Source organism: Gottfriedia acidiceleris (assembly GCF_004138285.1).
GTDB lineage: Bacteria > Bacillota > Bacilli > Bacillales > Bacillaceae_G > Gottfriedia > Gottfriedia acidiceleris_A.
The window spans coordinates 143817-156395 of the sequence record NZ_SCFN01000012.1; the positions used below are offsets into that span (position 1 = coordinate 143817).

Here is a 12579-nt window from a genome sequence, read left to right on the forward strand (position 1 = left end):
ATGATTAATTAACAGTTTAATGAGACAGGGGGAATAGTTAATGAGCGAGCTTAATTTATTGTTTCGAAAAAGAATCGGATTACGAGATAATGAAGTGATTAACTTTAATAATTTAAATGACGTTCTTGAAAAAACTGCAAAAAATATACCTTTTGAAAATCTTTGTATTATAGAAAATAAAACGAATGAGATCACCCGAGAAAATTTAATTAGTAAATTATTAGTAAAAAATGAAGGTGGTCTCTGTTATGAACTGAATTCATTACTGTATTTATTTCTTCTTGAAAATGGGTTTAACGTGAGGTTAGCAAGAGGGGTTGTTTATGACAATATAGCTCAAAAATATCCTACTTTTGGAAGAACACATGTCACAATCTTATTAACACAAGATGAAGAAACATACTTAATTGATACGGGATTTGGAGCGAATCTTCCTTTAAAAGAAGTTCCCTTTTCCGGTGAGATGATTACTTCTAGTAATGGTGAGTTTCGAATTAAAAAAGAAGACACAGAATTCGGGGACTATGTATTGCTGTTAAAACTAAAACATAAAGATCCTAATTGGCGAATTGGATATGCATTTGATTCACGCGACGTGATTTCGGATGTGTCTGAATTTAATGAGATTCAATCAATTATTGCTAAGCACGAAGAATCTCCATTTAATAAAAACCCTTTAATGACTCAACTGACAAATGAGGGGAATAAAACTTTAACGAATACTTCATTTACACAATGGATTAACGGTGTAGTAACGAAAGAGGATATTGATGAAAAGAGATATAGGGAATTAGCAAAGCAACATTTTGGGCTTTAAAAATAAAAGATTTACGGTTTTTTAGTAAACATCTTCTTTGAACAAATTGTTGAGTAATTAATGGTAAAAATTGTTAATAACTTTCTTCTAACCATTCTATTGCCTATGAAAATTTATTGTTCTATCATTTGCTTAATAAGCATTCAACCAAGTAATTATAGGAGTGAAAAGCAATGAGTAGTGCAAACAGAGGTGTCAATATTGGTCCACCTCGTTTTAAAATAGCAGTTCATGCAATAGTTTGGTTGGCAAATAGTGGTGGTATGTTATCAAGTGCAATGATCGCAGAGCAAGTGGATTCCCATGCGACATTCATGCGAAGGGTAATGCAATCTTTAACCTCAGCAGGCATTGTAGAATCCAAAGGTGGCCGTGAAGGCGGTTATATTTTAAAAAAGGCGATTGATTCGATTACCTTAGGTGAAATCTATAATGCTGTTAATAAAGGTCCCATAGAACAAGAAATGTCAGTTGACTGTGGTGAAGCTGCAGAACAGTTAGATTTAGAAATAGAAAGAATATTATTTGAAGCGGAACGCCAGGCTTTAGATTATTTAAAGCAATTTACAATTGAAGATGTTATGAATAGAATTGACTTTTTCAAGGATTAAAATGTAGTTTAATAGTTTGATAAGGAATTATAAGTACTAAATAATATAGCAGGTAACACTGCTTTTTTATTTTGTCTAAATTTTGCTTTTAAAAATTGCATTTTACTTATTTAATTGACAACTGCTTTTTTCAACAGCTTGAACTGAATGTTTTTAGTTGTTTGGCTTTAATTAAGTCATATTTAACCATTATTACTGATTTTAGTAAACATTCTAATCAAAATTTTAGATAGAATAGTTACTTTTGTAGTAATATGTGCTTTTTTCAATTGCATATATATTAGTAAAGGGGTGATAAAAAAATGGATATTTTATCAATTATCTTGCAAATTTTATTAGCTCTTATGTTTTTAATTGCTGGTTTAGGTAAAGTTTTTGGTTCAAAAACGAGTGTTGAAAGTTTTAATCACTTGAAATTAGCACAATGGTTCAGAGTAATTACAGGATTAGTAGAATTGGTTGGAGCAGTTTCACTGATTATTGGATTTTGGGAAGAAAGTTGGGTTCCAGCGGGTGGTTTATTATTAGGAGTTGTGGCAATCGGTGGAATAATATCACATATCCGTGTTAAGGATTCGTTTAAACAAACTTTTACAATATTATTATTAGGTATTATTGCGTTTGTACTTTTATGGATTAATTATTCTGATCTCTCAAATTTCCCGGGATTTAATTAATTTGCGATTAATTCATGCAGGGATTAATAAGGCGACGACAGAATAATAATTACTGTACTTAAATCAATCTTATATGTAAAAAGGAGCGATTTTAATAATGTATGATATCGTAATTATCGGCGCCGGACCGGCGGGAGCAAGTGCTGCTTTATTTGCAGCAAAAGCTGGTAAAAAAACTTTAGTTCTAGACAACGATAAGAGTATAACGAAAAAAGCATGGATTGAAAATCATTATGGAGTTTCAGAAATTACTGGCCCAGATTTAATAGAAACAGGAAAAAACCAAGTTAGAAAATTTGGAGCTGAAATTATTCAAGGTACTGTCAAAACAATAGTGAGTATAGAAAATGGCTTCAATATTGAAACTGAAACAGCTACTTATGAAGCAAATCAAGTCATTTTAGCTACAGGCTTAAGTGTGGAATTAGCTGAAAATGTTGGACTAAACACAAAGGCTGGAACAGAACCTCGCATAAAGACCGTACTTGATGTAGATTCGACTGGTAAAACAAATATAGAAGGAGTATGGGCAGCGGGAACTGTTGCAGGAACAAGTGTTCATACGATTATTACAGCAGGTGATGGAGCAAAAGTTGCGATTAATGTTATTAGTCAAATGGATGGTAAACGATATGTTGATCATGATGTTTTGAAATCATAATCTATGATTAAATAAATACTTTAGCATTACTTCTATTTGAAGTAATGCTTTTTTTATAAATCTAATGTTAAATTTAGTAGTCTAATAGCTTTTCTACTTAATAAAGATGTATCTGTAATAATTCATTTTTTCATCAATATATTAGAAAGTGAAATGAATTATGTTAGGAGGGGTCCGATTGTCGGATGCATTTATAGCACGTTCTTTAGATGAGATTCTGTTTTGGTCTAGGATAATGAAAGAGCATTCCTTATTTCTTAAATTAGGATTTAATTGTGATGATACTGAATTAATTCAAGAAGCAGATCAATTTTATCAAGTCTTTGAAGCAATTGGAAATAAAGCCCAATCATTTTCGCTTCAAACGGATCCACAGCAAATTAAACAGTTTAATAGTGAGGTTCATCAAGCAGCTTCCATGATTTGGGCTTATAAGCGGAAAATTCTTAATTTACTCCTTACTTGTAAAATAACAGGCAATAACTTCCCCCTATTAGTTGACCATACAAGTAGAGAAGCAGCCTATTTTGCAAATCGCTTGACTGAATTAAATAATGGTCAACTCCAACCGCTACCTGCTGCAATTATCCAGGAAAATGTTTTCTTTTTAAGAATTATGGCAGACCATGCAAAATTTATCGGACATTTATTAGATCCGTCAGAAAGAAAATTAGTAGATCAAGCCAGGGAATTTAGCCATGATTTTGATCAACTTTTATACCAAGCCGTAGATTTAGAATCAATGAGACCACAATCGGAAACTGTTCCTATACTTGACCAATTCCTCGATGAAAACCGTGTATCGGTAAAATCACTCAGGGATTTTAAGAAAACAGCTCGTGACCTAATAGAAGCTTGTAGAATCAAAAGTATCATTCACCCACTACTAGCAGACCATGTATTTAGAGAAGCAGATCGATTTTTGCATATAATTGACGCGTTCGAAGCACAGTTAACAGGGAATGGGAATAGAAATATTATACTGGACGACCATTAAGAACAAGGCAAGTTACTAAAATAGACACGAAAAAAGAATCTGAATAAAGATTCTTTTTTTACTGCGCGTTGAATTGTATAGGTTACTCATGAGGGGTTAATGAGTAAGTAAAACAGCAAAAAGAAGAAATTACCTTACTCATAACACGTTTAGGAAATCAACATGATATTACTCATTTAATGCACTACTTCCTTAGAAATTATTTTCTCTGAATATAACGCTTTAACAAATCCTCAATTAAAATGCCATTAATTTTCAATCCTGATATATTGCAATTATCGATTTCGACATGACTTAAATCACAGTCCGTGAACTGACTATTTGTTAAATTGCATTTCTCAAATTTAATAGAATTAGAGTGATCGTCAAGATTTAGATCTTCCGGAATGACAATATTGCGGAAGCTTGTACCAGCTAAGTGAACATGATCAATTATTAAGTCTCTTAAATTACCATTTGTTATTTTAGTATTAGATAAGTTAACATCTGAAATTCGAGTTCCGAATAAATTCACGTCATTTAATTCCAGATTTCTCATGTTTGCATTTGTAAATTTCGAATTCGCTAGGCTTACATTATTAAAGTCTAAGTTTTCAGCTCTTACTTCATTAAATGTTGAAAAAGACATATCTGTTTTTTGTAACTCAAATAATGCAGTCTTCCAATTTGACATTTCTTCTCCTCCTAAAGCTTTGATAATTGAATATATTTAACTTTATTCTTTAGAATCCCTTCACTCTTAATCATTTTTATTTTCGACAAAAAAGCTCTATAAGTGAATCAACTTTTATTTTGTAACTTATACTATATAGAAAAACCTATAATCGTTTTGGAATAGTTTGACTTTTCGATATTTTTTATATAAAATCTTTTTAACATTTGAATAAAAGCAATGAAGAGGAAAAGTAGAATGATGTTATTTTTTACAGAGAGCTTTGGTAGCTGAAAAGAAGCATGAATACTCATTTGAACAATGGCCTCGGAGCTTCGTACTGAACGTATATTTCATATTAGTAGGCTACGACAAGAGTTGGCACTTGTTATCAAAGTCACAGTATATAAGCATTTTTTGCTTTTCGTACTTGCAAAGACAAATGTATGCAAATACTTTGTGAACTAAGGTGGTACCACGTGGATCTTATACCTCGTCCTTATCTTTTATAGATAGGGGCGAGGTTTTTTGCATTTAATAAATAAGGAGGAATTGGAATGGAAATTTTTATTGGAGGAGCTTGGCCTTATGCAAATGGTTCATTACATTTGGGGCATATTGCAGCTTTATTGCCAGGTGATATTCTAGCTCGATATTTTCGTTTAAAAAAGGCGAATGTATTATACGTTTCAGGAAGTGACTGTAATGGCACACCCATTGCTATTAAAGCAAAACAAGAAAATGTAACTTATAAAGAAATTGCAGATCGTTACCACCTTGAATTCGAGGATAATTTTAAGAAATTAGGATTTACCTATGATTTTTATACAAGGACAGACGAAGATCATCATCATAATACTGTACAAGAAATTTTCTTAACTTTATTACAAAATGGCTTAATTTATAAAAAAGAAATTGAACAATGTTATTGTGAAGAATTTGAACAATTCCTACCAGATCGTTATGTAGAAGGAAATTGTCCAAATTGTGGTCAACATGCGCGTGGAGATCAGTGTGATTATTGCTCTGCTATTTTAGATCCTTTAGATTTATTAAATAAAACATGTAAGCTATGTGGAAATCCTCCATCCGTAAAAAATACAGAGCATTTTTATTTTTCATTAAGCAAGTTACAAGCTGAGCTAAAGGAATATCTTGATTTTGCTAAATTGAGTGGATGCTGGCGTTCGAATGCTATCCAATTAACAGAACGATATTTAAATGAAGGGCTTCATGACCGAGCAGTATCAAGGGATTTGCCAAACGGAGTAAGCGTACCAGTAAAAGGGTACGAAAAGAAGAAAGTATATGTGTGGATCGAAGCAGTGTCTGGTTATTATTCGGCAAGTAAACAATGGGCACTTAGAACGAATCAAGATGACTCTAGGTTTTGGAAAAAAGAAACAAAATCATATTATATTCACGGGAAAGACAATATTCCGTTCCATTCAATCATTTGGCCATCTATTTTAATTGGTTTAAAAAAAGAAGCTCTGCCAACTCATATCGTTTCAAACGAATATTTGACGCTTGAGAAGAAAAAACTGTCCACTAGTAAAAACTGGGCTGTATGGGTACCTTATTTAATCGAAAAATATCATCCAGATTCAATACGATATTTTTTAACAATAAATGCTCCAGAAAATAGAGACACTGATTTTTCTTGGAGGGAATTTATTTATAGTCATAATAGTGAATTATTAGGCGCATATGGAAATTTTGTAAACCGCACATTAAAGTTTCTTGAAAAGTACTATAATGGTGTAGTCCCAGAAGGGGAAATTGAACAATCAATTAGATCTGAGATTAAAGGGCTTTATAAGGCTGTTGGTTCACAGATTGAATCGGCTAATTTCAAAAAGGCCGTGGAGGAAGTATTTGAATTTATTCGATCTGCAAATAAATATTTTGATGAAGCAGCGCCTTGGAAACAAGTTAAGGAGAATTTGAGCGAGTGTCATACCACGATGGTGAGTTGTATATATGCTATTGCCAACCTGGCGCAAATCTTACATCCAATCCTACCGTTTTCGAGTAATGAAATAAAAGAAATGCTAAATTTACCAAACTTTGAATGGAAGGAAATATCTCCGGTTTTAGTAGAAATTAACGAAGTAAAGCCTCTTTTTGAAAGAATTGATGTAGGTAGAATAGAGCAAGAATTAGAACAGTTAAATAACCAATCGAAAAAGTAATAAAATAAAGCATTAATAATCAGCTTGATCATTAATGCTTTTCTTATGGATAAATATAAAATAATTGCTAAAGATTTTAATATAAAACGCTTATAAATTCAAAGGCTGTAAATATAAAAGATCCAAAAATAATAGTTGCTCCTGTTGAAGTGAAATATTCATCAGGATCGATGATTACAGATGTTGTATACCATCCATCAATTTCAGGTGTTGCTTCACCAGTTGTACGTGGGGCAAATTTAATATAAAGCATGATTAATAGAGCAAATAGACCGACAAACGGTGCAGTAGATGAAAATGGCATATCAAAATAAAGTGCAATTAAAAATGATATAAAATATAAAACTATAATTGATAAACTTAATTTTAAGAATTGTTTAAGCCAGTAATTGCGTCGATTGATTGGTTGGTCACGCAATATTTCTTTCATTTTCTGTGCATCCTTGTATCGAAAATATAATCCGACTGGCCATGCAATTAAGAAGCAGATTAAGGTAAAGGCTAAGCATAGTATAAGTTTTCCTCCGAAAGCTGTTATGAATAATGACATATTTTCCTCCAAAATATTAATGATTATTATTATTTTATCAAACTTTCAAATTATTAATATTGGGAAAATATAAAATCATAAAGAAAATGTAAACGATTTATTTAATCAATTTATTAATGTATATTATTAAATAATTGAAAATAATTACTACTCTAACAATCTCAAAAATTATTTTATGTTTGATTTGATAGTAGAGAATAGAATATAAAAACTAATTGAGGTGAGAAAATGAAAAATATTACTGTATACCATTACGATGCTTTTAGTAAAGAGCCCAATAAAGGAAATCCTGCTGGAGTCGTTTTAGATTGCGATTCTTTGACTGATTATGAAATGCAGGATATTGCGAAACAAGTGGGATTTAATGAAACTTCATTTCTATTAAATTCGAAAGTTGCTGATCATAAAATTCGTTACTTTACACCAGGTCATGAAATGGATTTATGTGGTCACGGGACAATGGCAGTAATATACGCTTTAGTCACTAGAGGGGTAATTGAGTTTAAAAGGGAGTTAACAATTGAAACAAAGGCTGGGATTTTGCCAATCAAGATTCAAAATTCGAATAATGAGATATACATAACGATGAAGCAAAAAACTCCAGAATTTGTAGAGTTTAAAGGCTCCATTGATGATGTAGCGTCCTCAATTGGTCTTAGAGTAGAAGAAATCGATAAAAGTCTACCAACTCTTTATGGAAGTACAGGTGCCTGGAATTTACTTTTACCGATAAAAAAGTTATCTTCATTTGAAAAGATGAAACCTAATAATCTACTTTTTTCTAGTATTTTGAAAGAAATTCCGAGAGCGTCTGTACATCCTTTTTGCTTAGAAACATACGATTCAAATGCGGATTTCCATGCACGCCATTTTTCTTCGGCATTTTCAGGAACGATTGAAGATCCGGTTACAGGTACTGCCTCAGGGATTATGGGAGCTTATTATGCTAAATATATTAATAATGATGTTAATGATGCAATTGAATTAGTTGTTGAGCAAGGAACGGAAATTCAGAAAGACGGACGTGTAAAAGTAAATGTAAAAAAAGTAAATAAGACTTATGACATAGATATTACTGGAAATGCTGTTTATGTTAAGGAGATGGAATTTCAAATATAAAATGAAAAGGAGTACAGTATGTTTTTGAGCGATAGACTATATGGACAATACAATATTGATCAAGTACTTGTTGAATTAATCGATACAAAACCAATTCAACGATTAAAAAAAATTCATCAAGCTGGTGCAACCTTTTTAGTGGATCATCATTTTAATGGAACTCGATATGACCATTCTATTGGCGTTATGTTGTTAATAAAAAGGTTAGGGGGTTCGGTCAAGGAACAAATAGCGGGTTTATTACATGATGTTTCTCACACGGCATTTTCTCATGTTATTGATTTTGTTTTTGATATTGGTGAAGAAAATTATCATGAAACAATCTTTGAAAAAGTAATTTTAGATTCGGAGATCCCTTCAATACTTGAAAAATATCATATCGATATTAAAGAAATTTTTGATATAGATAAATGGAAAATACTTGAAAAAGAGCTTCCGAAGCTATGTGCAGATCGAATAGATTATACATTAAGAGATATGCATACATATTTTGGAACACCTAAAAAAGAAATTGAAGTATTCTTAAATTCATTAGTTATTGTAAATGGAGAAATCTGTGTAAACTCTATTGAAATGGCGGAGTGGTTTACAATGATTTATTATAAGCTTGCTATTGATTATTTTTTAGGTCCGATCAGCATCTATTCTTATGATTCTCTTGCAAAGATTATTAAACTGGCATTACAAAAAGAAATTATTAAGTTAAACGATTTATTATTGGACGATATGCAGTTAATGAAATTAATTCAAAAAAGCAATGATAAAGAAATTAAAGAATTATTAAACAGTTTAAATGCAAAAGTTGTACTTGAAGAAAATGAACAGGATTATGATATTCATCGAAAAGGTAAAAGAAGGATTATCGATGTGTCTGTATCATTAGACGGAAAAACTGTCCAACAATCATCTCTTTTATCAGACAACATTGCTAAAATGAATAAGATCGCAATTGAAAAGTCTGAAAAAGGAACATTTGTAAAAATTAAAAGATAGAGTATAAAGAAAATTGATGTATGTAATTTAACTAGTTTGAAGCTAGGGGGAGTCCTTTTGAAATCAGAGCTAGAACTTATGGAAATGCATATTAACGTATTATTTAAACACAATGAAGCTGGAAAAATAACACAAATAAATGAACCACCATATACAAAAGCACCACGATTTTATATAGGAAGCACTAAAATGGGAAATGTGAAAAGGTTTTTAGATTGTCTTAAAAAAGAGGAACTAATTGAATTAGAGAAAGCCTTAGACACGAACTCTAGTATACCTATAGTATATATCATGCAGATTTTAAGTAAAACTCATCAGATAGATAGTTTATGGATGGGTCCGGCATATGTATTTCAAACAGTTGGCAAAGTATCATCGAAAGCAATAAAAATTACCCAGGCAAATAAACAATATTTATTACCAAACTTTCCTTATACATATGAGGAGCTAGAATGTAAAGAACCATGTTATGCAATTATTGAAAATGACATAGCCGTTTCGATTTGCTGTAGTGCCAGACAATCAGCGGAAGCTGCTGAAGCAAGCGTATATACACTCGAGGATTTTCGGGGAAAAGAGTATGGTTTAATCGTTTCAAATGCATGGGCTGCGGACATCCAAAGCCAAGGCCGAACTGCTTTGTATAGTACCTCATGGGATAATTATGCATCTCAAGCTGTCGCACGAAAATTACAATTAGTTCAATATGGAACGGATTTACATTTTAGTTAAAAGCATCTATATTTTAGTGCTAATGCATTACTTCTTAAACTGAAGTAGTGCTTTTTAATTGAAATATAAGTGTATTATTACTTGAAAGCTTATATAATTATGAATGACATTTAATCAATTTTAGTGTAATAAATCTGCTCGAAAGAAGGAAAAAAGATGGAGCAATATTCAGTTAAACAGGCGAGTTTTCTAATATTAGTAACTTTGACTGGAATTATTAGTTCCGTCATATTACATATCTCTCTCGTATTTGGAATTTTACCAGGATTAATTTTTTTAATCGTATTAAGCTTAAAAAGAGGATATGAAGTTCGAAATATTATGAAGTTAAGCTATCAAGGAATGGGAAAAGTTAAAATTGTTCTCTTTATTTTATTTTTAATTAGCTTTTTACTTCCATCTTGGTATTTATCAGGAACGATAACATCGATGGTTTCGATTACTTTACAGGCAATAAATCCACATCATTTTTTTGTATTTTGTTTTCTAACGACGATGATTTTTTCAATGATTTTAGGTTCGTCGATTGGAACATTAAGTGCCTTAGGAGTTCCTCTTATTAGTAGTGCTATACTACTGCATATACCTGTGGAAATATCGGCGGGAGCGGTTATTTCGGGTGCATTTGTCGGTGATCGAACGTCACCTTTTTCAAGCGCACATCAACTTCTAGCTAATATTCTTGAAACAACTGTCAAAAAACAAGGTAAAGCGATGCTTTTTACATCAATTACTGCTGTAATCGTAACAATCTTATTTTTTAGCGTAATGGATTTACAGTTTGCGAAAGGAATTAACCAGACACATCATGAAATCGTGAGCAATAAGGACATTTCGTTCATTCAATTTATTCCACCAATCTTATTAGTTGTACTTGTTTTATTTAGAATCAATATTATTTATTCGTATGTCATTAGTATTTTGTCTGGTAGTTTAATAGCTTTGTTTAATGGAATTTCTTTTAGTAAAATTGTGAATTCTTTTTGGCACGGAATTAATGGACTTGGTGGAGGGCTAAGTCATATGTATAGCTTGTTATTGTTTATTGCTGTTGCAGGAATTTATAATGCATTATTAGAGGAGCTTAATATCATTCAGCCAATGTTAGATAAATGGCTTCAAACCTCAACTTCAATGTTATCCGATTCATTAAAAACAATTGGTGCAACAGCTGTTATATGTGTAATAGCTGGTAACCAAACGATGCCTATTATTTTAACAGGGCGATCTTTTTTAGCGCATTGGTCAAATAAATATAACAAAGAGGAATTAGCACGGTTAATGGCGGATACAACTTTATTATTTCCAGCGATGATACCTTGGAATGTTCTTGCAATCATGAGTAGTACAGTCATTAATATGAAGTTACATGAGTATTTACCTTATGCAATATTCTTATGGCTTCTTCCGTGCTTAACGATTTTCATCAATGTGTTTAAAAAAGTTAAAACCTATGAAACGAAGTATGAGGTCAGTTCTTAATCAGGAAAATTACAATTCAAGGGTAATAGATAGAAAAAGAGATAAATAGCTAATATGCTATTTATCTCTTTTTTCATACAACTCTAGTAGATTGTATTTCCTTTAATTGTCTAACAGTAATACTGTATTTTGTACGGATAGCTTCTAATTCCATAATAGCCACATCAATGTATTCGGGATCGGCATAAATAAAATTAATTTCTTTTAGCTCCAAAAGTTTTTGTAAGCTTCTTAACTCATTATGTAAAAGTTGAGATGGTGTTTCATCAATTAATTGGTTTTTAGTAAAACGTTGAAAGAATGATTTTAAATTGACAGCTTTTTTTCTAGTTATTATTTGTTCTTGACCAGTTATTAATTTTGACATTCAGTAATCCTCCCTAAATATAGAAAATATCTACTATTTGAAGACATAGAGCTTGTCCAACTTAATAAACTTGATAGAAACATAAGAATAGGTTGTTCTAAATCTTATTACAGCGCTGGTAAAAATATTCATGTAAATTTTTAAAATTATTTTTTTTACTAAAATTGATTCTCCATAAAAAGATGGTTTAAAAGTAGAACGATTTAGAAAAGCTTTAAGTGTATTTACAATTTAACGTTTTGCATCATTCTGTTACACTAAAGGAACATAAAGGTTTGTCTTTATGCAAAATGAATTCCAAATAAGTGAGGTAAAGATTTATGGAAAAGATTGAAGTAGGCGAAATTCTTACACTTAGCTATGATGAAGGAGACGAGCAGGATTACGAAGTGCTAGGCTCAATTACAATTGAAGGTCATGAATACTTAGCAGTAGGTTTACTAGAAGAAGTAGAAAAAGAAAGTGAAGAGGATATTGACGTTTTCTTCTTAAGAGTCGAAGAAGATGGCGAGTTTTACGATATAGAAACAGAAGAAGAGTTTGAAAAAGTTTCAGCTGCTTTTGATGAAGTCTTAAGATAATAAGATCAGAAAAAAGTAGGATTAAAGGATAGGAATACGGGTAAAAGGATAGGAAGTATTTCTTAGTTTTAATAAAAGGAGAACACTTGTAGATAATACAAAGTGTTCTTTTTTGTATGTTTATGTAGAAAAATGTAGGTTTTAT

General features: G+C 31.4%; 14 protein-coding genes and 1 other annotated feature. Of the genes, 11 read left to right on the plus strand and 3 right to left on the minus strand.

Annotated elements, in window-relative coordinates; genetic code table 11:
* Positions 1-40: 40 nt before the first annotated feature.
* From EP747_RS16940 to EP747_RS16960, 5 genes are all read left to right on the plus strand, one after another.
* The gene (locus EP747_RS16940) at positions 41-817 is read left to right on the plus strand and encodes an arylamine N-acetyltransferase family protein (protein WP_129691280.1); all 777 of its coding nucleotides are present in this window, start codon (positions 41-43) and stop codon (positions 815-817) included.
* A 173-nt stretch (positions 818-990) separates the two neighbouring features.
* A complete protein-coding gene (locus EP747_RS16945; protein WP_129691281.1) occupies positions 991-1428 on the plus strand; it encodes an RrF2 family transcriptional regulator in 438 nt (145 codons plus the stop codon).
* A gap of 302 nt (positions 1429-1730) precedes the next feature.
* Positions 1731-2105 (plus strand): DoxX family protein, encoded by a 375-nt coding sequence (locus EP747_RS16950; protein WP_129691282.1) that lies wholly within the window; start codon positions 1731-1733, stop codon positions 2103-2105.
* A gap of 97 nt (positions 2106-2202) precedes the next feature.
* A complete protein-coding gene (locus EP747_RS16955) occupies positions 2203-2766 on the plus strand; it encodes an FAD-dependent oxidoreductase (protein ID WP_129691283.1) in 564 nt (187 codons plus the stop codon).
* 178 nt (positions 2767-2944) lie between these two features.
* On the plus strand, positions 2945-3763 hold the full coding sequence (locus EP747_RS16960; protein ID WP_268895669.1) for a DUF2935 domain-containing protein: 819 nt from the start codon (positions 2945-2947) through the stop codon (positions 3761-3763).
* A 199-nt stretch (positions 3764-3962) separates the two neighbouring features.
* Here the strand turns inward: EP747_RS16960 and EP747_RS16965 are convergent, their stop codons facing one another.
* Positions 3963-4436, minus strand: a complete 474-nt coding sequence (locus EP747_RS16965; RefSeq protein WP_129691285.1) for a pentapeptide repeat-containing protein — start codon at positions 4434-4436, stop codon at positions 3963-3965.
* A 210-nt stretch (positions 4437-4646) separates the two neighbouring features.
* Positions 4647-4919: a binding site (T-box leader), on the plus strand.
* A 53-nt stretch (positions 4920-4972) separates the two neighbouring features.
* Between EP747_RS16965 and metG the strand changes: the two genes are divergently transcribed.
* The gene (gene metG, locus EP747_RS16970) at positions 4973-6610 is read left to right on the plus strand and encodes a methionine--tRNA ligase (RefSeq protein ID WP_129691286.1); all 1638 of its coding nucleotides are present in this window, start codon (positions 4973-4975) and stop codon (positions 6608-6610) included.
* A gap of 76 nt (positions 6611-6686) precedes the next feature.
* Here metG and EP747_RS16975 read toward each other — a convergent pair whose 3' ends face one another.
* Positions 6687-7160, minus strand: a complete 474-nt coding sequence (locus tag EP747_RS16975) for a hypothetical protein (protein WP_129691287.1) — start codon at positions 7158-7160, stop codon at positions 6687-6689.
* A 228-nt stretch (positions 7161-7388) separates the two neighbouring features.
* Here EP747_RS16975 and EP747_RS16980 point away from each other — a divergent pair, with 228 nt between their 5' ends.
* The 4 genes from EP747_RS16980 (at position 7389) to EP747_RS16995 (ending at position 11486) form a co-directional block, all read left to right on the plus strand.
* Entirely contained in the window at positions 7389-8279 is an 891-nt protein-coding gene (locus EP747_RS16980) for a PhzF family phenazine biosynthesis protein (RefSeq protein ID WP_129691288.1), read from the plus strand.
* Between the two features lie 18 nt (positions 8280-8297).
* Positions 8298-9272 carry an HD domain-containing protein gene (locus tag EP747_RS16985; protein ID WP_129691289.1) on the plus strand — a complete coding sequence of 325 codons (975 nt, stop codon included), beginning with the start codon at positions 8298-8300 and terminating at the stop codon, positions 9270-9272.
* A 57-nt stretch (positions 9273-9329) separates the two neighbouring features.
* The gene (locus tag EP747_RS16990) at positions 9330-10004 is read left to right on the plus strand and encodes a GNAT family N-acetyltransferase (RefSeq protein ID WP_129691290.1); all 675 of its coding nucleotides are present in this window, start codon (positions 9330-9332) and stop codon (positions 10002-10004) included.
* A gap of 156 nt (positions 10005-10160) precedes the next feature.
* Positions 10161-11486, plus strand: a complete 1326-nt coding sequence (locus EP747_RS16995; protein WP_129691291.1) for a Na+/H+ antiporter NhaC family protein — start codon at positions 10161-10163, stop codon at positions 11484-11486.
* Between the two features lie 73 nt (positions 11487-11559).
* Here the strand turns inward: EP747_RS16995 and EP747_RS17000 are convergent, their stop codons facing one another.
* Positions 11560-11853, minus strand: a complete 294-nt coding sequence (locus tag EP747_RS17000; protein ID WP_129691292.1) for a hypothetical protein — start codon at positions 11851-11853, stop codon at positions 11560-11562.
* A 320-nt stretch (positions 11854-12173) separates the two neighbouring features.
* Between EP747_RS17000 and EP747_RS17005 the strand changes: the two genes are divergently transcribed.
* Positions 12174-12434, plus strand: a complete 261-nt coding sequence (locus EP747_RS17005) for a DUF1292 domain-containing protein (protein WP_129691293.1) — start codon at positions 12174-12176, stop codon at positions 12432-12434.
* Positions 12435-12579: the final 145 nt, after the last annotated feature.